The organism is Chroococcidiopsis sp. SAG 2025 (genome assembly GCF_032860985.1).
GTDB lineage: Bacteria > Cyanobacteriota > Cyanobacteriia > Cyanobacteriales > Chroococcidiopsidaceae > Chroococcidiopsis.
This window is the reverse complement of sequence record NZ_JAOCNC010000001.1, coordinates 5,980,932-6,002,271: the sequence shown is the minus strand read 5'-3', so window position 1 is coordinate 6,002,271 and position 21,340 is coordinate 5,980,932. Positions and strand designations below refer to the sequence as shown.

The window sequence follows — 21,340 nt, the reverse complement described above, 5'->3', positions numbered from 1 at the left end:
TGAGTTGTCTTGTATAGGGAGCAGAGAGCAGAGAGTAGGGAGCAGATGAAATTGATATATTTGCTTCAAATTAGAGATATAAAACCTGTTTCTAAAACCAAATTAACTGTAACCGATCGCCAATAACTATTCTGAAATTAGCATCGCCAACCAGTTACAAAAATCATCTAGACAAGCAACCAAAAATCCAGCCATATAACCGATCGCGTAAGCTTGCTTGGTGAAGTAATCGACAACGCGATCGCTCGATTTAGTAGGTGAGAGAGATTGGACTGGCTGAAAGTTTGTCATAGATGGAAGTGGAAAATTTAAGCTTTTTTCTAGCTTAGTCAGTCTTGGCTATTTTAGCCCGCTCGACTATGTAGATATTATCAAAGCTTTAGAAACTAGCAAGAGTTTGTAAAATCTTAAAGATGTGAAGCTTTGAGGTAAAAGCAAACACTTCCCGCCATCCCCCGATCAACCTCCTTCCAATCGCCAGCCGAAGGGAACAAACTGCTGGGCAGTAGTAGTAGCAGCAGCGTTATGATGAGATTTTGTCTCTCCGTCTAAGACCTTGATCACCTTTTGATAGATATCTTCTGCTTGTTGTGGGGAGTCACCGATACTTGTCAAGCCTAGTTTGCCAAATTCTGACAGACAACCCATCAAATGAAAAACAGTCCCCGTTTCCGTTCCCGTGTCGAAGTGCAAGCGGTGAGAAGCGATAATATCCATTAAATCGTTTGGTAACAGACCTCGATAGCGTTTCTTATGTAAATTGTCGGTAGCAACATAATACTTTGCTCGTCCTTGTTGACTGTAAAACAGTCCGGTTGAAAGGTCGTAACGCCCGTTAGTTAATAACTTTAATGTCATGAAAGGATGGGTCGTTCCACCTTTACGAAGGTTGATTTCTATTGCTTGCAAATCCCAGTTACCATCAGCTTGCTGTACAGCCATGAAATCAATGCCAAACCGTTCTAAAGCACCTTTTTTTGCTAAAGTCCAGCCAATTTTTAAACCCAAATCTTGTAACTGCACTCGATAAGCTTCGTCAGCGGGAAACCGACAGCCAAGATAAATTTGTCCGTCTGGACCACCTAAAATTTGGTCGTGAGTAGAGAGAATTTCGACCGTGCCATCAGGTAAAATTCGACCTTGAACGCTAGGCGATCGCTTCTCTTCTCCTTCAACAAATGCCTCAACAATTGCCCCTAATTCGGGAACGCGGCTAGCATAATTTGTCCAATTTTCTGAGGCAGCTTGAAATCGCAAAGAAGGCAGACTATCTTTAATGGCAGCAACGCGATCGCCATGAGAAATTTTTCCTGGGGCAAATTCCTGTAAAGGTTTTAGGTCAAAAAGAGCATTTGCTTCACCGGAAATTCCTTCATTTAATTTGACAACCATTCGTTTGAGATGCGGTTGGCGTTCCCATAATTCAGCAGTTGCTGTGGCTAAATCCTCTACACTATCGAGGCGACCGTGACACCCATCGGGATGAGGTACGCCACTCTCAGCGAAAATTTGCCGACTACCGCTTTTTGTCCCCCAAATTGTTAGATCGGGATCGGCAGCATAAAGGGGAATTTCTAACTTGATAGATAACTCCCTTTCCCAAGGGGAAGTGTTGTAACAAATCATAAACGATTGATCCCGCCGCAGTGCTTGCTTAATTCGCTCGATCAGGCGGGGTCGTTCTAAAATTTTTTGAGTCAGTGGTTTGAAGGAAGAATCGTAGGTAGATAAAAGTAATAAGCGATCGCGGGCGTGAGAAAAGGGAATGCCTGGTAACAGTTGTAAGTAATAATCGATGACACTGGGATGTAGGGGCTGAGATGTAATATAAATCAGTCGCGTGCGGGGATTTTGCAAGCGAATTAACGAAAACAACAGGCGTTCTTCGTAATGCAGCACGCCTTCAATTTTTTGAATCTCTCGCTGATCGACACTCAGGGAGGGAATGACTAAAATATCTCCGTCACTGCGATCGAAGCTTTCTACATTTTTCCACCGATCGCGCAACTGCATTTGTAACTGACGAAATGTTTCTACCTGTGTCGATAGATGACGGTCTAATATCTGCATTGCCCTTTGCCCTTCAATCCTTGGCGATCCCGCTAATTGCGATCGTACTACAACCGCATTTTTTGCAATATATGTCCTAAGGAGCAATCAATAATTCTCAACAATTAACTAACTATTGCGGATACAAATACCCATACACCAAAAGAGCGATCGCATTCTGTATCTGTTTCCACCTTCAGACTGAATAACCGCAATCGAACAATTAGCTAAATTAAGCGGAGTGAAATCATTACAAATGATAAATTTAGGAGAAAGTTTATGCCAGAAGAACAACCGTTACAACCTCCTCAACAGCAAGAACAAAGACCGGGAAAAGAGTCTGAAATGACTCCTCAACCCAAAGCCGATGACTCTAAATATCGTGGTAGTGGGAAGTTGCAGGGTAAAGTAGCGCTAATTACTGGCGGCGATAGCGGCATCGGACGGGCAGTAGCCATTGCTTATGCTAAAGAAGGCGCAGATGTGGCAATCCTCTACTTGAACGAACACGACGATGCGAAAGAAACAAAGCGTCTCGTAGAAGAACAGGGAAAACGGGCGGTAGCGATCGCGGGCGATATTGGCGATGAAAACTTCTGTAAGCAAGCCATACAACAAACGATTGATGAATTTGGTAAGCTCGATATTTTAGTGAATAACGCCGCCGAACAGCATCCTCAAGAAAGCATCGAACAAATTAGCGCCGAACAATTGGAACGTACTTTCCGCACCAATATTTTTGGCATGTTCTTCATGACAAAAGCAGCAATGCCTCACTTAAAAGAAGGTAGCGCGATCGTCAACACAACTTCTGTCACCGCATATCAAGGCAATCCAACACTATTAGATTACTCTTCCACCAAAGGCGCGATCGTTGCCTTTACGCGATCGCTATCTAAGAGCTTGGTTGAAAAAGGCATTCGCGTCAATGCCGTTGCTCCTGGTCCGGTTTGGACTCCCCTAATTCCTTCAACTTTCCCAGAAGATAAAGTCGCCAATTTCGGTAAGCAAGTCCCGATGAAAAGACCCGGACAGCCAGAGGAAATTGCCCCCAGCTACGTATTTCTCGCCTCGGATGACTCTTCTTATATTGCAGGTCAAGTGATTCATCCCAACGGCGGTACGGTTGTGAACGGGTAAAATGCGCGATCCTTCGGGAAGTCGGGAGTGGCTAGTGGAACCAGTGGCTGGTGAAGAAAGGGTGTGGGGTGTGGTGAATTTTGAATGCGTGAATTTTGAATTTTCTTTCGCCCTCAGCTCCCCCAGCTCTCTTCTCTCCCTCTGCTCCCTCTACCACTCTGCTCTCTTGCCCCTGCTCCCTACTCCCTGCTCGTGCGCTCCCTTCCTGGTAAAATATGACAGTTGGATTCTGTGGCGGTCGTGATCGAGCGTTATACTCTGCCCGAAATGGGTGAAATCTGGACGGAGACATATAAATTTAAGACGTGGCTGCAAGTAGAAGTTGCAGTGTGCGAAGCACAGGCGGAACTGGGATATACTCCCGCAGCAGCGGTAGCAGAAATTAAAGCAAAGGCAAATTTTGACCCCCAAAGGATCTTAGAAATTGAAGCAGAAGTTCGTCACGATGTCATCGCTTTCTTGACAAACGTGAATGAATATGTTGGCGATGCAGGGCGCTACATCCACTTAGGCATGACAAGTTCGGATGTCCTCGATACAGCGTTGGCACTGCAACTCGTCGCTAGTCTAGATTTGATTTTGGCACGGCTAGCAGATGTCATTGCTGCCATTCGCAAACAAGCACAGCAGCACCGTCACACTGTAGCAATTGGGCGATCGCACGGAATTCACGCCGAACCGATTACATTTGGCTTTAAGCTAGCTGGTTGGTTAGCCGAAGTCTTGCGCCATCAAGAACGCCTCACCAGGATGCGAGAAGAAATTGCTGTAGGTAAGATTTCCGGTGCGGTAGGAACTTATGCCAACATCGAGCCGCGCCTGGAAGCGATCGCCTGTGCCAAACTCGGACTCAAGCCAGATACAGCCTCAACTCAAGTTATTTCTCGCGATCGCCACGCCAACTTTGTCAATCACTTAGCACTTTTAACCGCCTCCATCGAACGCTTTGCCGTCGAAATTCGCAACCTCCAACGCACGGATGTACTTGAGGTAGAAGAATATTTCTCCAAGGGGCAAAAAGGTTCCTCAGCCATGCCTCACAAGCGCAACCCGATCCGTTCCGAACGCCTCACGGGGATGGCACGGATGGTGCGCGCTGCAGCTGTAGCAGCTTTAGAAAACGTCGCTTTGTGGCACGAACGCGATATTTCCCACAGTTCCGTTGAAAGAGTCATGCTACCAGATGCTTGCATTTTGACGCATTTTATGTTGAAAGAAACAACCGATCTGGTGCAAAATCTGCTGGTGTATCCCGAAAACATGGCGCGAAACATGAATGTTTACGGGGGTGTTGTCTTCAGTCAGCGAGTGCTATTAACTTTAATCGAAAAAGGCATGAGCCGAGAAGAAGCTTACGCGATCGTCCAATCTTGCGCCCATCAAGCCTGGAATACACCAGGCGGAAATTTTCACGATTTGGTGACAAAAGATTCTCGGATTGTCCAAACACTTTCATCTGAAGAAATTGAAGCTTGTTTCGATCCTCAGCATCATCTACAACATTTAGAAGAGGTATATCAAAGATTGGGGATTTAGATAAGATAAAGAAATTCTGGATTTCGATCGCGCAAAGACGCAAAGACGCTAAGAGGTTGCTTTGCGCCTTTGCGTCTTTGCGTGACATTTTTTGAAAACCTTGGGCAGGAGAATAGCTAACTTTAGGAGATAATTGAGTTTAGATGTTGCGATAGTAGAAATTTTAGCGGCGCTTTCAATTTCGGCGGCGGCGGGAATTAGAATGACCTTGCCTTTGCTGGTTCTAGGGTTGTTGCAGGGGGAGAATTATTGGTACAACGTCCCCATCATATCTAATATTTACCCGCCAGTAGTGTTAGGTATACTGATAAGCCTTTGTTCGATCGAGCTAATTGCCTCGAAAAGTTTGCTCGGTCAGCGTTTGCTGCAAATCGCTTACTTACCACTTTGCCCAATTATCGGAGCTTTACTGGCGATCGCACCTATTCAAAGTGTACCAAAAATTTTAATTGGCATAGTTGGCGGCTTTGTGGCTTTACTCCTACAACTGATTCAAGCTGGTTGGTTTTATCGTTGGAATCGTTTTTCGCTTTGGCTATCTTTTCTGCAAGATAGCTTGTGTATTTTCCTCGTTTATTTAGCTTTGAAAGCACCACAATTAGGAGGTATCGTAGCACTGATTCTTTTGGGTTTAGCTGTCAACAGTTACAAAGAATTAAGGCAATGGTATCTCAGGCAATATCAATCGCGACGCGATCGCTAGTCAAGATTTTTGCGATTGCATATAACTCAGTAACCAATTAGCAACCGTAGCGCGGCGAGTTTGACGTGGACCAAATTCACCAATTTTGTAACCTTTAAAACCCAATTGTTCTTTTAATAATTGCTTGTTTTCTGACGGAATCGAACGAGTCAGCTTAACGCTGGCTGGGCGACTATCAATAAAATCTGGGGGCGTAGTCGGATACTCTTCGCGCCATTCTGGAGCTACATTTGTAGTATCCCAAACATTGTTTGTCTCATTGTAACGGTAGCCTAGATAGTGCCAAACTAATTGATTCACTGTATTATCATCAATTTCTTCATTGAGAATCGCCCAGATTGTCTCTGTGTTAAGTGGTGGTACTGACATAAAGGCAGTCCTCATAAAATTGGAAAATTTGTTTGCAGATCATTAGTACGTTACAAATGACAAATGACCAATGACCAATAAAATTATCCCCCAATATGTAGACGAGAATTCTCGTGAGAAAGAGCTAGATTTCCTCTTAGACGATCGCACACCGAGTAATTTCATGAAGATTGCATATCTTGGCTTAGGGATCATGGGTAGCGGGATGGTGGGTAATCTCCTCCAAGCCGGACATTCGGTTACAGTCTGGAATCGGACACCGGATCGCTGCACTCCCTTGGTAGAAAAAGGTGCGAGTCAAGCCGACACTCCAGCACAAGCAGTAGCCAACGCGGAGATCGTCATGTATTGTTTGAGCAATGAAGCAGCGATCGCAGATACCGTTTTTGGTGAAGATGGTATTCTTTCTGGGGTACATCAGGGACAAATTGCGATCGATATGAGTACCGTTCATCCAAATACAAGTCGGCGGGAAGCAACTGCATATGCAGAGAAAGGGGTAGAATTTATCGATGCACCCGTTTTTGGCAGTAAAAATGAGTCTGCGGCTGGTGGTTTGTGGATTGTTGTTGGTGGGAAGAAAGAAGTTTTTGAGAAAGTCAAACCCATTCTCGAACCCTTAAGTGAAACCATCATTCATTATATGGGCGAAACGGGCATGGGTGCGACGATGAAATTAGTTGGTAATGCAGTTGTGATTTCCCAAATTGAAGCCCTTGGAGAAGCGATGATCTTAGCCAAAAAAGCGGGCTTAAATCCTCAAGATGTACTCGATGTTTTGCACGTAACCGATTTTAAATCCCCTATTTTTGATGGGATAGGAAGTACGTTAGTTAAAAGAGATTTTAGTACGAGTTTTGCCTTGAAGTGGTTGTTAAAAGATGCAAATTTAATCGCGCAACTCGCTCAAGATAATAATTCTCCCATTCCCGCGATCGCACTTGCCCGCGAAACAGTTAAAGCTGCGGTAAATCATGGCTGGGGCGAGGAGAATGCTTCAGCAGCAATTAAAGCTTTGGAATTACAAGCGGGAATAGAGATAAAATAAACAGCTAAATAATCTCAAACTCCAAGCGATCGCTCTGAAGAAAATTATGGGTGAAATGGTCTACTAAATTCGTATCGGCTAATTCTAAGTTATAGAAATCTACCACTTCATGCTCGAAATATGGTCCAGCGTGCCAAGTTCCTACTGCTAATTTAATAAAACAATTCCCAGGAATCCGAAAAGCCTTTATCTCTTCTATTGCTGGTGTATTGACATCATTATTAGGAGGTGCAACGGCAATTAACCAATCTTTCCCTTCTAAAGCACCCAAACACTGAGTGCATTTTACGTGACGAGTTATTGTATGAAATTTTCGCCCTCGTCGCTGTAACCGCATGATATAAAATCGCGGTATACCATTTTGCAAATTTAATTGAGCATCGTTTGAATCGTAAGCTTTACCATCGTGACTGGGAAGAATTAATTGCCCGTAACGCTGAAATTTTTCCTGCGTCACCCACTCAGCCTGTAATTGTTGTACTGTATTTGCTGTAGTCATTTCTTTGTGCTGCTGTGGTTTGTTAATTATAACAGGGAGCAGGGAGTAGGGAGTAGGGAGTAGAGAAACCATTTTAAAGTATTATAAAATACCATTTTTAATAAAAAAAACGTATAAGTAACTAAATTGGTACTCATAAATTAGAGGGATTGCTGTATGTTAGAACTCAGTCGGCGTAAATTGTTACTCTACGGTTCGGCTGCAATGGGTACAAGCTTATTACTCAAAGCTTGTAGCAATCCTACTTCGACACAGACAGATAGCAACAGCCCGACTGCGGCGGCTGGAGGTGGTGAAGGATTTAAGGTGGCGATCGCCCTGCCTGGAGTAAGATCGGACAAAGCTTGGAATCAAGCAGGCTACGAAGGCGTAAACATCGCCAAACAAAAGTTAGGGGCGGAAACTGCTTACGTAGAACAAGTTGCGCAACCAGATCAAGCTGAGGCTTTGTCAGATTTCGCCCGTCGCGGTTTTAACGTCGTCTTCGCCCACGGAGGACAATTTGACGCAGCAGTGGAACAAGTTGCGACTCAATTTCCTAAAACGTTTTTTGTCGCCGTGAATGGTTCTGTGAATGCAGAAAACGTGGCTGCATTACGCATCGATCATTTACAAGCTAGTTATTTATGCGGCATCATTGCGGCATCAATGACAAAATCTAATAGATTAGCTTATTTAGCCGGACAATCTTTTGAAGCGACACTACAAGAATTACGCGGGTTTGAGTTAGGGGCAAAATCTGTTAAACCTAACGTACAAATTAGTTCTAGCTTTACAGGTGACTGGAATGATATTGCTAGGGCAAAAGAAGCAACTTTGGCAATTATTTCCTCGGGTGCAGATGTGATTTATCAATGGTTAGATAATTCGTCTCCAGCAGTATTACAAGCAGCTAGCGATAAAGGAATATATGCTTTTGGCAATACGACAGATCAATTAAATATTGCACCAAAAGCAGTTTTAACAAGTGCTTTAAAGCGAATCGATTTAGCGATCGCATTTCTTGCTGAACAAGCAAAAAACGGTCAAATTAAAGGTCAAACTTATGCCCTCGGTTTAGCAAGACCAGATATTTTAAATTTAGGCAAATTCGGTCAAATGGTTCCAGAGGCATTGCAACAACAGGTTCTTAGTACTAGACAAGCAATTATTGATAATAAAATTACGTTTGAAAGTTGTCAGGAAGGTGGTAAGGAAACGCGCTGTGTGAAGACAGCATCGACATGACTTATTTACGCCTAGAAGGGATTACTAAACGCTTTGGTTCGTTTGTTGCTAACGATAACATTAGTTTGAGCGTTGCTACTGGAACGGTTCACGCACTTTTAGGAGAAAATGGCGCGGGTAAGTCAACTTTAATGAATATTCTCAGCGGACTTTATCAACCAGATGCCGGGCAAATTTATTTAGAAGATAAACCAGTTCAAATTAATTCCTCTAGTAAGGCAATTCAACTTGGGATTGGCATGATTCACCAACATTTCATGCTCGTACCGCAATTATCGGTCACGGAAAATATTATTTTGGGAACAGGCGATCGGTTTAATTTAAATTTGCGACATAAGCAACAAGAAATTACTGAGTTATCTCAAGCTTACAGTTTAGAAGTCGATCCAAAAGCAAAAGTAGGAGATTTACCAGTAGGGGTACAACAGCGAGTAGAAATCCTGAAAGCTTTGTACCGTAAAGCCCGGGTGTTAATCTTAGATGAACCGACAGCCGTACTCACACCGTCAGAAATTGAATCTTTAATTGTAATTTTACGGCAACTAGCAGCAACAGGACAAACAATTATATTTATTAGCCACAAGCTGGAAGAAGTTATAAGTTTATGCGATACCGTAACTATATTACGGCGAGGTCAAGTCGTAGCAAATACTACGACAAAAGATTCTAGTTCACAACAGTTAGCAGAATTAATGGTAGGGCGAGAAGTTGTTTTACAGTTACATAAATCTGCGACTTCTCTAGGAAAAAAAATATTATCTGTACAATCTTTACAAGTAGAAGACGATCGCGGTGTTGCTGCGGTCAGAAATATTTCGTTTCAACTCCATGCAGGTGAAATTCTAGGTGTTGCTGGAGTTGATGGTAACGGACAGCGAGAATTAGCAAATGCGATCGCGGGTTTGCGTTCTGTAAAAGCTGGAAAAATTTTGTTAGATGGACGAGACGTGACGTTATGGGATACTCAAAAGCGAGTGCGAGAATTACAAATAGGATATATCCCTGAAGATCGTCAAACAATGGGTTTAATAATGGGGTTTAGTATTGCGAATAATTTAATTTTAAAAGCTTTTACTAAGTTACCTTTTGTGAGACGTTTCTTTCTACAAAAACAGATAATTCAGAAAACTGCCGAGACTAAAATTCAGCAATTTGATATTCGCGCTTCTGATAGTAATGTGAAGATAAGTCAGCTATCAGGGGGAAATCAGCAGAAAGTTGTCTTAGCACGAGAGTTAGATCGGGAACCATCATTAATTATCGCCATGCAACCGACGCGGGGGCTAGATGTAGGGGCGACAGCAGCAGTACAACAACAGTTATTATCTCAACGCGATCGCGGTGCGGCTATTCTCTATATTTCCACAGAATTAGAGGAAGTCTTGGCAATAAGCGATCGCATAGCAGTCATATATCGGGGCGAATTTATCGATGTTTTAGATCGGGAAAGGGCGACAATAGAAACAATTGGATTATTAATGGCTGGAGAAAAAGCAAACCCGGCCTAGTTTTCTGGTTCAAACATCTCTTTTGCAGCCGCACAAACTGGACACACCCAATCGTCTGGGATATCCTCAAATTGCGTACCTGGTTCTATTTCTGCTTCTGGATCGCCTGCTTCTGGATCGTAAATGTAACCACAGACGCTACATATATATTTCTGCATTTGTTCTATCCTACAATTCAATTGTAGATGCTGTAGGGACGCACAACTATGCGCCCCTAAGAGATATAAAATGCAATTATACGGTCATTTTTGATTTAGACCAGATGCCGTTTTCATCTTGCTCGAACTGTTCGCGCACTACATCCCAAGCATGATGTTCGGCTTTAGATTCATCGCCAGATTGGGCGAGTTCGCTGTTGTAGTTAGCAATAAACAGTCTTTGTGCGTCTTCCGATAGATGAGAACGGATTTCGGGAGACAAATGGCTAGAATCTTCAATTTGTCCTTTTCCAAAGCGCGGTAGAGGCGTTTCATTAATATGTACTTCCTCACCACCAGCACTTTCAAGTAATAGCTGAATCTCGCCAGATTTATTTGCTGGAACCTCAATACCTACCATAAAGTCACCCGCTTCGATGCGAGTTTGGTAAATTGTTGCTTTATCTTCTGGCATTCCTAGAGTCGCCAAAGCAGAAGCTAAACCCGCACCCGCACTACCGGCGATCGCACCAGTCGCAGCACCTAACAAAGCCGCACCAATGGGACCTGCTGCTACCAGCGTACCAACAAAAGGTACAAATAACACTCCTACTCCTGTCAGCAAACCAAGAGCCGAACCAAATAAGGAGCCAAAAATTGCTCCTTGTTTCAAGCCACCTAAAATCACATCTTTCTTCGTCAGAAAGCCAGCAATTTTAGTTTCTGAATGGAAGTTTTTCCCGATTACAGAAATGTCATCGCGGGAAACACCCCGATCTAGCAAACGGCGGATGACATTATCGACTTGTTCCTTCTCTTTGAAAATTGCCGAAACAGTCCGCTCAGCCATTGTAACTGCTGGTTGGGTTTGCTCTCCTGTCGCTGTCATTTTGTTCTCCTAGAACAGATTTTTCACGCTATTTCATTTAGGAGAATACCAACCTCTAAATTCCGTGCCGTCGCCCTTAGGGTTGATTAGCAAAGTTTATACATTGAGTTCAATTGCAGACTAGAAGCGAACCCACCTTCTTTGAAAACGGCTGAAAATACCCACTGCGATCGCCACTAACAGTAAAATCCAAATGATACCACCAGGGAGAAACGTGATAATTCCCAAGCCGCGCAACACCCAAATCGCGATCGCGGTCAGTAAAAGAATTATAAATAAACGTAAAGCTAAATTTTGCGATTTCGTAGAGCGATTGATTTTTTTCATCTGCGGTTTTCTGAATCTACCTCATCCGATGCAGCGGGCGATCGCAAATTGGATAAATCCAATCCGGCAACTTGGCTCAAATCCACAGTAATGTTTTCTTCGGGATAAGAACGCAATAGATTGATAATATTCATGCCATCGTATTCTCGCGAGGCAAGAGAAACAGCAGCGTGTAATTGCTCTACTGTCATGTCAGGAAAAGCTAACCCTAAAGCAGCTAGCAGTTGTTTCCCACTAGCAGAACTTTGCCAGCGTTTCATCGAACGGTCAAACTTTTTCGGATCGAGGTCTAAACGGCGATTTAACGTATCTCTCACATCATCCGTCAGCCAAGGTGCGTAGAGTTGCAAGCTACCCGATAACTTTCCCTTCTTGGCAAAGCGCTCTAAATCCTTCATTTCGATTTTCTGCTCGAACGAGCCTAGACGAAAAGTCACCGTCTCGGCTGCTGTAGCTGCTGGTATGGTAGCACCCCAACCAAAAGCCAGAAAGAGACTTGATAAGAACCCGATTTGCGATCGCGTGAATTTCATCGCAGCTTACTATGAGGGATAAGTCTAGCTTAGCTTCTGATGTACGGTATGAGTTTTTTGGCGATCGCGATTCCCATTCAGATGATAAGAAAATCGAAAAAACTATTACCTTAACTAAATGCGGCGCTTATCGTATTACAAACCCTACCACTGAATTTTGTGGTGGAATGCGATCGCGTGACTCACTCAGAATCAAAGACAGTTATGATGAAGCGACTGATAGCAAGTATCGTTAGCATTTGTTTCGTACTGGTAGCGTGTCTGTCCTTTCCTGAAATCGCCCAAGCCAAAAGCTGCACTTTACGAATCATTGGCTGGGAGGGATATATGGATGCCTCTTTTGCCAAACCATTCGAGCAGAAATATGGTTGTAAAGTCATCCCAACTTATGCAGGCTCCTCTGATGAGATCTATGCCAAGATTAAAGCCAGTAAAGGCAAGACATACGATCTCGTCACTGCTTCGGGAGACTTAACCAAACGCTTGTATGATGCCAATTTAGTAGAGGCGATCGATTTAAGTTTAGTCCCCAACTACAAAGATTTATTCCCAATTTTTCAGCAGCCAGCGTATAACACCTTTGACGGTCAAGCCTATGGTGTTTCGATTGCTTGGGGACCAGATTTTTTAATTTACGACAAATCCGTAGTCAAATCTGAACCGAAAAGCTGGGATGTCCTCTATCAACCAGAATATCAAGGTAAAGTTTCTCTACCTGACTACCCCATCTTCAATGCTGATGTTGCGTTGTGGAAAGGTAGCTCTAATATCTACGACATTAGCAAAGACCAGTTGGCAACAGAAATTAAACCCGATCTTTTTCGCTTGCGCCCGCAGGTCAGAAAATTTTGGAACAGCCAAGGAGAGTTAGCCCAACTCTTTTTAAATAAAGAAATTGCTCTAGCGTGGGGTTGGCCCGTAGCAATTGAAGAACTAAAACGCGCTAACTTTCCTGTAGGAGCGACCATTCCTCAAGAAGGGACAACTGGATGGAGCGATTCTTGGATGTTGCTCAAAGGCTCTTCTAACAAAGAAATCGCCCATGCCTGGATGAATTATATGCTGAGGGGAGAAGCTCAGAAACCCATGACAGAGGTTACTGGTTATTGGGCTGTTTCCCAGCAAGTTTTACCGCTACTCACCGCCGAACAGCGCCGAGATTCTCATTTAGAAGACATCGAAAATTACTACAGCCAAATCCACTTCTGGGAAACCGTACCTAACTACGATGACTGGGTAGCCTTGTGGAACGAGTTTCGAGGACAGTGACAGTTATCAGGGACCAGTGACTAGTGGCTAGCGGCTAGAATTGATCCCTCAGCTCCCCAGCTCCCCCTGCTCTCTTCCCCCAGCTCCCTGCTCCCTAAACAGGTACGGGAATCCTACCTCAGTGACAGGTTAGGGCTGGGTTAGAAACGATAAATTAGTAGATGTAGTTGGTGCAAAGCAAATAGCTAGCACGGTGTCAGAATTAAACGCTATAAGCAACTGCAAATCATTTGGAGTTATTACTAAGGGCAAATCGTATTACCCTAAAGGAAATAAACCAAAGTCAATATTGTTTTTCGGGCAGTGAGATATGCGTAATAAACTGCTTTCAGTCATGAAACCGTTGATAAAATCTTTGTTCGTATTCGGTCTAATCGCTACTTTAGCGTTTGGTCATGTGGATAGTGCGTTAGCAGCTAGTGGCGGTCGGATTGGTGGTGGCTCTTTTAGAGCGCCTAGCCGTGGCTACTCTACTCCTAGAACCTACGCTCCTGGTGGTGGCGGTGGCTACTACGCACCCTATCCTGGTGGCGGATTTGGATTTCCTTTCTTGTTTCCCTTCTTTGGCATCGGCGGCGGCTTTGGTGGCTTGTTTACGATCCTGATCTTTTTTGCGATCGCCAACTTTATGCTACAAGCCTTCCGGCGTGCTAGTAGTGGGGGTAGCGTAGAGGAATTAGAATACGATAGTAATCCTACTGTCAGTGTCACTCGCGTACAAGTCGGTTTGTTGGCTGAAGCAAGAGGCTTACAGGCTGAACTCAACCGGATTGCCGAACTCGCCGATACTAACTCGCCTGAAGGTAGAGTACAAGTATTGCAAGAAGCTTCTTTAGCTCTGTTACGCCACCCCGAATACTGGGTCTATGCTGGTGGTAGCACTCAGCAATCTCGCTTGACGGGTGCAGAAGCTGAGTTTAACCGTTTATCCTTGGCAGAACGCAGCAAGTTTAGCGAAGAAACTCTTTCCAACGTCAACAATCAGCTCAAGGCTGCAACGCCTAAAGCAGAATTACCAGCAGGTGACGGCTCTGGTAGTAGCGATTTAGCCGTGAAAGATCCTGGTGAATACATCGTCGTCACTCTGATTGCAGCGACTTTGGGTAAATTGCAAATACCAGCAATCAATAGTACTGACGATTTGCGTCAAGCTCTACGTCAGTTTGGTAGTATTCCTAGCGATAAACTCTTGGCGATTGAAGTGTTATGGACACCTCAAGCTGAAGGTGACACCCTCAGTTCTGATGATGTTCTAGCAGAATATGCAGATCTGAAACTGGTATAAGATTTGCAGCATTGAATAAATTTGTAGGGGCGCACGGCTGTGCGCCCCTAACGTTTGTATTTATATTTAGATATAACTCTCGATAAATGCGATCGCCTCTGTTAGTCCAGCCTGAGTTTTCAGATTCGTAAAAATAAACGGTTTATCGCCGCGCATTTTCTTCGCATCTCGTTCCATAACGCTCAAATCGGCTCCAACATAAGGAGCGAGGTCGGTTTTATTAATCACTAACAAATCTGATTTGGTAATCCCTGGTCCACCTTTACGGGGAATCTTATCACCTGCTGCCACATCAATCACGTAAATTGTCAGGTCTACTAACTCAGGACTAAAAGTAGCTGCGAGGTTATCACCACCACTTTCTAGAAATACTAAGTCCAGATTGAGAAATTTTTGTTCTAACTGTTCGATCGCGGCTATGTTCATTGAAGCATCTTCGCGAATCGCCGTGTGTGGACAACCGCCAGTCTCTACACCTAAAATGCGATCGCTTGAGAGTGCTTGAGCGCGTACCAAAAACTGAGCGTCTTCTTGAGTATAGATATCGTTTGTCACTACCGCAATGTTGTATTGCTGACGCAAGTGCTTGCACAGCGCCTCGACTAAGGCTGTTTTCCCCGAACCGACAGGACCAGCTACACCAACTCGAAATGCACTCATATTGGTTTTATTCTGTAAAAAACAGTGCCTAGACTGAGGCTAGGCACTAGATTTAAACAAATTATCCTATTTATCCCGTGGCGATCGCTGTTTATTTACCAAACTTGCGCCAAGGACCCCAAATCGCGAATGTGATGCCAGGGTCTTGAATATTGACAAACATCGTTCTACCATCGGGCGAGAAACAGGCTCCAGCAAACTCGCTTTCATTAAGTGCGTTGCGAGCGAAATCGTAGAGTTCTCCTTGGGGAGTAATGCCGACTACAAATTGTTCGCCTTCACCATCTTCGCAGATAAATAAATCGCCTAAAGGAGAGACAACGACATTATCAGGTCCATCTAAAGTATTTTGTTCGTTTGGCTCTACAAATAGTTCGAGCGTACTACCATGCCGAGAGTTATTAGGAACGTAACGCCAAACTTGACCGAGTTCTAATTCACCGCCATCAGTAGAGCAAAAGTATAATTCGCCATTGCCGTACCAAATTCCTTCCCCACGGGAAAACTGTGCTGCGCCTTTGGCAAAACCTTCAACTCTGACGGTATCTTTAACGGGGTTTACATCGTCGATGCGTACCCACTCAACTGCCATCGGTTGTCCTACAGGAAAATTAGTTTTGGTAATTGCCTGCGGCATATCTTTAATCTTCAGTGCTTCCAGCACTCCACCTGCTTGCAAGTTCCCAGCAAAATTGGGAATGAAGCGGTAAAACAGACCATCTCCCCTATCTTCCGTCTGATAGACAATGCCAGATTTAGGATCTACCGCAACTGCTTCATGATTAAATCGACCCATCGCCACCAACGGAATCGGATTGACAGGTTCCGTAGCACTACTCGGTACTTCAAAGTTATAGCCGTGCAGCTTAGAGACATTAGTGACAGCGCCAGGTTGATTATCTGCGGGAGTAGAAGTATTTTCTTCGCAACTAATCCAACTACCCCAAGGGGTGGGTCCGCCAGCGCAATTTCGATAAGTCCCAGCTAGGGAAGCAAAATCTTTTATCAGTTCCCGATTCCGTCCTACAATCAGTGTTGTAGTACCACCACGGCATAAACTGTCGTACTGTTTTTCTGCTGGCGCGTCAACTTTTGGTTTCGTCACTTCATCTGGACTGAGTTCGTGATTGCGTACCAAAATAGTAGTGCCTTGCGCTCCAGGAAAAGCAGCCATCCCATCATGGTCGCCAGGTACGGGTTTACCATCGCTCATGATGTCACCAGTGCGGGAAAAAACTCGATATTGAAAACCAAATGGTAAATCCAACAAGCCATTTGGATCTGATTGCAGCGAACTGTATCCTATGCCTTTAATAGATTCACCGCGAGCCTGTCTAGCATAGAGTTCTTTTAATGGTGCTGCTAAAATCGTTCCTGCGGTGCTAGCACCTGCTAAAACAAAAAAAGAACGCCGCGATATACTCATTTTGTTATCTAACCTTAAGCCTGCGTCCACAGCTTAGTTGACGCGGCTCAAAAGCAGACAAAGGCTGAATTAATTTCCAGTTAAGGTTTAATGGTAAAACGATTATGTTTTAGAACGAACAAAATATTTTTTCACCTGTAATTTATGGCGATCGCTACCCACTGTTCGTGCTACCATCTGGCATTGTCGCACCGTGTAAGGTTGCCCCTGTGAGGTTAGCACTACTGATTTCAGCTTTAAATAAGTTAGCGTTCTCTAAGTTAGCATTGGTTAAGTTTGTCCGCGCTAAAAATCCTTCAATTAACGAACTATCAATTAATACTGCTGCTAGTAAATTAGCTCGACTTAAATCGACTCGATTCATTCTTGCTTTAGTCAAATTAGCATGACTTAGGTTTGCTTTAGTTAATTTACTATCAGATGCGATCGCATGGCTTAAATTGGCACGAGTTAAATCTGCTTCATTCAACAACGCTCGTTCGAGTTTAGTATTACTTAAATTCGCCTCTCTTAAGATCGCCCGATCTAAATTAGCATCGCTGAGAAATGCATCAGATAAATTAGCTTCACTTAAATTAGCACCGTAAAGATTAGCACCCCGCAAATTAACTTCAACTAAATTAGCACAGCGCAAATCGGCTCCAGACAAATCTACCCCTGCCATATTTGCACCCCGCAAATCAGCTTGAAATAGTCTTGCACTGCGTAAATTAGCTGCATATTCTTTTTGTTCTTGTCTGAGGTTAGCACCGCGAAGACAGCCACCTGTTAAGTTAGCACCGCTCAAATTGGCATTACGTAAATCTGCATCGATCAAATTTGCATCGAGTAGATTAGCTAGCCTCAGATCGGCACTGCGTAGATCTGCACCCTGTAAAATTGCTCCGTGTAAATCGGCATCCTGTAACTTGATTTCGCGTAAATCAGCTTGCGTTAAGTTAGCGCCACTTAGTTTTGTACTACTTAAATTAGCTTTATGTAACTGCGCCCTATTTAAATAAGCAAAAATTAAATTGGCACTACGTAAATCAATACGGTTCATTTAAGGCTACGCTGTGCTGAGGATAAAGAAAATAGGAGGATTGGTTCGGGAGGGGGTGGCTCGATGTCTTGGCTTTTTTGAGCGAAACTTGGATACAGGTTTTTTTACAACTCTGGGATTGGTACGAGAAACTCGTTCAGGTAACAGAGTGTCTAAAATCTCTACAGTTAACCAACTTAAAAAAAGGGGAGTTCTTGTGATTGCAAGCGTTGAAATTTCGGGATAGCACGACGAATAACTCGCAATGTCCCAGTGAAACTCAGACGCAAAGGAGTGATACCCGCGCTCTTTGCAGCTTGAAACATCAATAACCGCACAGCCCAGTGTCCTAACAACCACCCGTAAACTTCCTGCACAACTTCACGCGGTTTTTGAGAGCGAATATGAGTTTTTCGTCCTGATAAATGTACTTTGAGTTCATCAATAGTATTTTCTACTTCCCAGCGTTGATGATATTCAATCGCCAGTAGTTGAGCCGGAAATTTCTCCAATTCCAATAAGCTGGTAATTAAGCGATATCTTAGTTGTTCCTCTGGGTTGTCGGTATTACCAATTGTGTATTCAATCACTCGGACTTGTATGGGCTGGCAAGCTTTTGAGCGGAATTTAGCAGGTGGATAAATCCAACTCAGATAAGAACCATCCGCCAGTGGTTCTTCGCACAAAAACTTGACATTTGCGGGAATTCTTCCTAAATAATCGCTACCAGTTGTGACAGTTGCTTGCACCATTGCATAAGAATGTAACCCTCTGTCCCACATCAACAACATCCCTGAACTCACGGAGCGTAATAATCTTAATGCCCGCACTCGTTCTCCTATTCGATATGGACACATCAATGCATCAAAGATTAAATGTGTTCCTGCTTCTACCAAAATGACTAATCGCAGTTTGGGAAATGCGGCTTGTGTGCCAGGACGGCTGCTCGGACGACCAAAAACTCTCGCATTTTCATCGCTGTCTGGCAGATCGAAGCAAGTCCGATCAATTACCACAATTCGCAATCCATTGAGAAATGCTCCTTTGGTATCGGTGCTAGCCATTGGTCGCACCAGTTGATGGAACAATTGACTCATCACCCTTGGACTTAATCGTTGTCGGGCTTGCGTTATTGCTGATTTACAAAAAACTCGCCAGTATTTCCCCACTTTCACCCATGCTTCGCTCAGCCCATCAATTAAGTTTTTCAGCACATCTCTCATCGAATCTCGTGACCACAGACTCATCGCAATTACCAAACAAATTACCAATTGTGCTGGTAACGAGCGTTTACGTTGTTCACAAACTTTAGTTTTAGCGATCGCTTGCTCGATCTCCGTGGATGGGATGGCTGCCTCTATCGCTTTGAACACATCACTACTTTGTATCGTAGGAGACAACAATGAGAAATCCTTCAGATGCACTACACTCACTTTCCATTCTTGGGAACAATGCTTAATTTACAACACTTTGAGCCTTAACTGAACCGTAGTGCTACGTAAATCGGTTTGAATCAGATTAATACTAACGAGATCTGCACTAAATAAATTAATTCCTTTTAATTCCAAACCGCTAAAATCAATTTCTCCATTTGCATACCGTTGTATAAGTTCATTGGCATCCATAAATTATGTGTAGTAAATATTGTGACAGTACAATCAAAGTCAGAAATTAAAAATTAAAATATGGGCTTAAGCGCTTGACTAATAATATTAGCGATCGCCGAATAATCGTGTGGTTTATTCAGTTTTCGAGCTGTTGAATTGAGAGTGTCAACCAAAGCTTCAAAAGATTGACAGGTATCAGTTATAGTACGAATTAATTCATATAGCTCTGTGCTGCGTAAAGCCGCCCAATCTTGTTGACTCCAATCAAATTGATGTTCTAATACCGAAAATAATAATATTTTTGCTTGTAAGGGATTAGCTTGAATCATTACCTTTAAGCGTATTTCAAATGGCTCAACTTTTTTCTTAGTTGGTATAGATGCTGTTGGAATAAGATCTGGAATCACAGGAGCCTCTTGACGCACCGTCGTGACTAACGGAACAGTAATTAGATCGGACTCAGAACTTAGTTTATTTTTTTCAAAATCGTATAAAATTTGCGCTTCGGTAATAATCGTACTAGCAACACTTAAATACTGCTCTGGCTTATTTAAAGTTTGTGCCATTCTATAAACATTTTTGTTCAAGCTTTCTATATCTGAATAGATAGTAACTAAGTCTTGCACGAGATCGGTCAAACTTATACTATCTAACTGATTTTGGTCTCTAGCCCAATTTTTTTTGACTACGTAGAAAACTAGTTTTTTAATTCGAGCTGCATCTTCATTTTGCTCTAAAGATTGTAGGACTTGAGTGAATAAGGACGAGTTTTCCATAGATCGAACAGCGCGATCGCTCCAGTTTATACTGTTCCGGTGATAAGAAAGCACGATCGTAACACAACCTAAACGCATCATAAGGATTAAGATCGCGATGGAGTCCCGCACGCATCTCGTTCATGACAAAATCTCGTATTCGTGCTGCTAAACCAGACACACAGCCTCACTTTGACTACTTTTACGACAAACCAGGTAGTCTACCAGGAACTTTGAATATTGGGGTTGATGCTCAACCACCAGTTATCGTTTTAATTGACTACAACGAAGCAGACGCAACACGCCAAACCTTAGCCACGCCAGAAGAATGCCTTCCCTATCTGGACACCGAATCTGTCTCTTGGGTTGACGTGCAAGGCTTAGGTAGCGAAGATATCTTACAAAGATTGGGACAAGTTTTTAATCTGCATCCATTGGTTTTAGAAGATATCGTCAACGTGCCGCAACGTCCCAAAGTAGAAGACGATTACGAAGATCATTTAGTCATGATCGCACGGATGGTGATACCAAAAGAAAGTGGTGGTTTTCATAGCGAACAAGTCAGTTTTATTTTAGGAAAACACTACCTACTCACAGTCCAAGAGGAACCAGAACATGACTGTTTTGAACAGGTACGCCAGCGAATTCGTTACAACAAAGGTAGCGTCCGCAAGCTGGGAGCAGATTATCTAGCCTATACGCTCATAGATTCAATTATTGATGGCTTTTTTCCCGTACTGGAAGCATACGGAGAACAGATGGAAGACTTAGAAGACGAAGTTATTACTAAACCAACGCGGCAAACTTTAAATAAAATCTATCGCGTCCGACGAGAGTTACTCAGCTTGCGGCGGTCAATTTGGCCTCAACGAGATGCGATCGCCATGCTGATCCGCGATGATAATGACAGTTTAATTAGCGATCGCGTCCAAGTCTATTTACGCGACTGTTACGACCATGCCGTACAAATTTTAGACATGGTAGAAACCTATCGCGAATTAACTTCTGGTCTAATGGATGTCTACCTATCAGCCGTGAGTAACAAAATGAATGAAATCATGAAGTTGCTGACGGTAGTTTCTTCTATATTTATTCCCTTAACTTTCATTGCTGGGGTCTACGGTATGAACTTTAACACGGAAAAATCTCCCTGGAATATGCCGGAATTAAATTGGTACTGGGGATATCCCTTATGCTTGGCAGCTATGGTAGCAACCGCTGCTGGACTCATCTATTTCTTCTGGCGGCGAGGTTGGTTTGAAAACTTCTCTGATGTCAAGGATAGAACGTCAACAAGAAGTCGTAAGTGGTAAGTCGGAAGTCACTACTAATCGGCTCACTTCCCAATGATA

The 21,340-nt window shown here is 43.4% G+C and carries 24 protein-coding genes; 10 read left to right on the top strand and 14 right to left on the bottom strand.

From position 1 onward, the window contains the following. Positions 1-126: 126 nt before the first annotated feature. Complete coding sequence (locus N4J56_RS29400; protein ID WP_317109736.1) at positions 127-291, bottom strand: hypothetical protein; 165 nt, start codon at positions 289-291, stop codon at positions 127-129. Between the two features lie 168 nt (positions 292-459). Next, complete coding sequence (locus tag N4J56_RS29395; RefSeq protein ID WP_317109735.1) at positions 460-2,070, bottom strand: peptide ligase PGM1-related protein; 1,611 nt, start codon at positions 2,068-2,070, stop codon at positions 460-462. Positions 2,071-2,328: 258 nt separating this feature from the next. Between N4J56_RS29395 and N4J56_RS29390 the strand changes: the two genes are divergently transcribed. From N4J56_RS29390 to N4J56_RS29380, 3 genes are all read left to right on the top strand, one after another. After that, entirely contained in the window at positions 2,329-3,189 is an 861-nt protein-coding gene (locus tag N4J56_RS29390; protein ID WP_317109733.1) for an SDR family oxidoreductase, read from the top strand. Between the two features lie 240 nt (positions 3,190-3,429). Beyond that, positions 3,430-4,725: an adenylosuccinate lyase gene (purB, locus tag N4J56_RS29385; protein ID WP_410500632.1), complete on the top strand. Its 1,296-nt coding sequence runs from the start codon at positions 3,430-3,432 to the stop codon at positions 4,723-4,725. 133 nt (positions 4,726-4,858) lie between these two features. Next, positions 4,859-5,428, top strand: a complete 570-nt coding sequence (locus N4J56_RS29380; protein WP_317109731.1) for a DUF4126 domain-containing protein — start codon at positions 4,859-4,861, stop codon at positions 5,426-5,428. On the opposite strand, the gene N4J56_RS29375 is transcribed toward N4J56_RS29380, so the two are convergent. Next, positions 5,429-5,797, bottom strand: a complete 369-nt coding sequence (locus N4J56_RS29375; RefSeq protein ID WP_317109730.1) for a DUF1823 family protein — start codon at positions 5,795-5,797, stop codon at positions 5,429-5,431. Positions 5,798-5,867: 70 nt separating this feature from the next. Here N4J56_RS29375 and N4J56_RS29370 point away from each other — a divergent pair, with 70 nt between their 5' ends. After that, positions 5,868-6,845 (top strand): NAD(P)-dependent oxidoreductase, encoded by a 978-nt coding sequence (locus N4J56_RS29370; RefSeq protein WP_317109729.1) that lies wholly within the window; start codon positions 5,868-5,870, stop codon positions 6,843-6,845. Between the two features lie 4 nt (positions 6,846-6,849). Here N4J56_RS29370 and N4J56_RS29365 read toward each other — a convergent pair whose 3' ends face one another. Beyond that, complete coding sequence (locus tag N4J56_RS29365; RefSeq protein WP_317109727.1) at positions 6,850-7,344, bottom strand: ureidoglycolate lyase; 495 nt, start codon at positions 7,342-7,344, stop codon at positions 6,850-6,852. Positions 7,345-7,500: 156 nt separating this feature from the next. Between N4J56_RS29365 and N4J56_RS29360 the strand changes: the two genes are divergently transcribed. Both N4J56_RS29360 and N4J56_RS29355 read left to right on the top strand, forming a co-directional pair. Beyond that, on the top strand, positions 7,501-8,571 hold the full coding sequence (locus N4J56_RS29360; protein ID WP_317109726.1) for a BMP family protein: 1,071 nt from the start codon (positions 7,501-7,503) through the stop codon (positions 8,569-8,571). Further along, positions 8,568-10,079, top strand: coding sequence for an ABC transporter ATP-binding protein (locus N4J56_RS29355; protein WP_317109725.1), 1,512 nt, complete (start codon positions 8,568-8,570; stop codon positions 10,077-10,079). Before N4J56_RS29360 ends, N4J56_RS29355 begins: the two co-directional genes overlap by 4 nt. Here N4J56_RS29355 and rd read toward each other — a convergent pair. The 4 genes from rd to N4J56_RS29335 form a co-directional block, all read right to left on the bottom strand. Beyond that, complete coding sequence (gene rd / locus N4J56_RS29350; RefSeq protein WP_015152638.1) at positions 10,076-10,237, bottom strand: rubredoxin; 162 nt, start codon at positions 10,235-10,237, stop codon at positions 10,076-10,078. The two genes, N4J56_RS29355 and rd, sit on opposite strands and share 4 nt — an antisense overlap. 76 nt (positions 10,238-10,313) lie before the next feature. Beyond that, entirely contained in the window at positions 10,314-11,105 is a 792-nt protein-coding gene (locus N4J56_RS29345) for a ChaB family protein (protein WP_317109723.1), read from the bottom strand. 120 nt (positions 11,106-11,225) lie between these two features. After that, positions 11,226-11,432: a hypothetical protein gene (locus N4J56_RS29340; RefSeq protein ID WP_317109722.1), complete on the bottom strand. Its 207-nt coding sequence runs from the start codon at positions 11,430-11,432 to the stop codon at positions 11,226-11,228. Then, positions 11,429-11,965, bottom strand: a complete 537-nt coding sequence (locus N4J56_RS29335; RefSeq protein ID WP_317109720.1) for an alpha/beta hydrolase — start codon at positions 11,963-11,965, stop codon at positions 11,429-11,431. The genes N4J56_RS29340 and N4J56_RS29335 overlap by 4 nt, the downstream gene beginning before the upstream one ends. An 11-nt stretch (positions 11,966-11,976) precedes the next feature. Here N4J56_RS29335 and N4J56_RS29330 point away from each other — a divergent pair, with 11 nt between their 5' ends. From N4J56_RS29330 to N4J56_RS29320, 3 genes are all read left to right on the top strand, one after another. Continuing rightward, positions 11,977-12,201: a hypothetical protein gene (locus N4J56_RS29330; protein WP_317109719.1), complete on the top strand. Its 225-nt coding sequence runs from the start codon at positions 11,977-11,979 to the stop codon at positions 12,199-12,201. Then, positions 12,170-13,234, top strand: coding sequence for a PotD/PotF family extracellular solute-binding protein (locus tag N4J56_RS29325; protein ID WP_317109717.1), 1,065 nt, complete (start codon positions 12,170-12,172; stop codon positions 13,232-13,234). Before N4J56_RS29330 ends, N4J56_RS29325 begins: the two co-directional genes overlap by 32 nt. Before the next feature lie 310 nt (positions 13,235-13,544). Next, positions 13,545-14,519, top strand: a complete 975-nt coding sequence (locus N4J56_RS29320; protein WP_410500383.1) for a DUF1517 domain-containing protein — start codon at positions 13,545-13,547, stop codon at positions 14,517-14,519. A 66-nt stretch (positions 14,520-14,585) separates the two neighbouring features. On the opposite strand, the gene ureG is transcribed toward N4J56_RS29320, so the two are convergent. The 6 genes from ureG to N4J56_RS29290 all read right to left on the bottom strand — a co-directional run bounded on the left by ureG (position 14,586) and on the right by N4J56_RS29290 (position 20,009). Next, positions 14,586-15,179 (bottom strand): urease accessory protein UreG, encoded by a 594-nt coding sequence (gene ureG, locus N4J56_RS29315; RefSeq protein ID WP_317109714.1) that lies wholly within the window; start codon positions 15,177-15,179, stop codon positions 14,586-14,588. Between the two features lie 91 nt (positions 15,180-15,270). Then, on the bottom strand, positions 15,271-16,605 hold the full coding sequence (locus N4J56_RS29310) for an alkaline phosphatase PhoX (protein WP_317109713.1): 1,335 nt from the start codon (positions 16,603-16,605) through the stop codon (positions 15,271-15,273). A 154-nt stretch (positions 16,606-16,759) separates the two neighbouring features. Further along, positions 16,760-17,647, bottom strand: a complete 888-nt coding sequence (locus N4J56_RS29305) for a pentapeptide repeat-containing protein (protein WP_317109712.1) — start codon at positions 17,645-17,647, stop codon at positions 16,760-16,762. Positions 17,648-17,823: 176 nt separating this feature from the next. Further along, positions 17,824-18,960 (bottom strand): IS4 family transposase, encoded by a 1,137-nt coding sequence (locus N4J56_RS29300; RefSeq protein ID WP_410500401.1) that lies wholly within the window; start codon positions 18,958-18,960, stop codon positions 17,824-17,826. Between the two features lie 126 nt (positions 18,961-19,086). Further along, positions 19,087-19,251, bottom strand: coding sequence for a hypothetical protein (locus N4J56_RS29295; RefSeq protein ID WP_317109710.1), 165 nt, complete (start codon positions 19,249-19,251; stop codon positions 19,087-19,089). A 53-nt stretch (positions 19,252-19,304) separates the two neighbouring features. Continuing rightward, a complete protein-coding gene (locus N4J56_RS29290; protein ID WP_317109708.1) occupies positions 19,305-20,009 on the bottom strand; it encodes a hypothetical protein in 705 nt (234 codons plus the stop codon). Positions 20,010-20,131: 122 nt separating this feature from the next. Here N4J56_RS29290 and corA point away from each other — a divergent pair, with 122 nt between their 5' ends. Further along, a complete protein-coding gene (corA, locus tag N4J56_RS29285; RefSeq protein ID WP_317109706.1) occupies positions 20,132-21,301 on the top strand; it encodes a magnesium/cobalt transporter CorA in 1,170 nt (389 codons plus the stop codon). Positions 21,302-21,340: the final 39 nt, after the last annotated feature.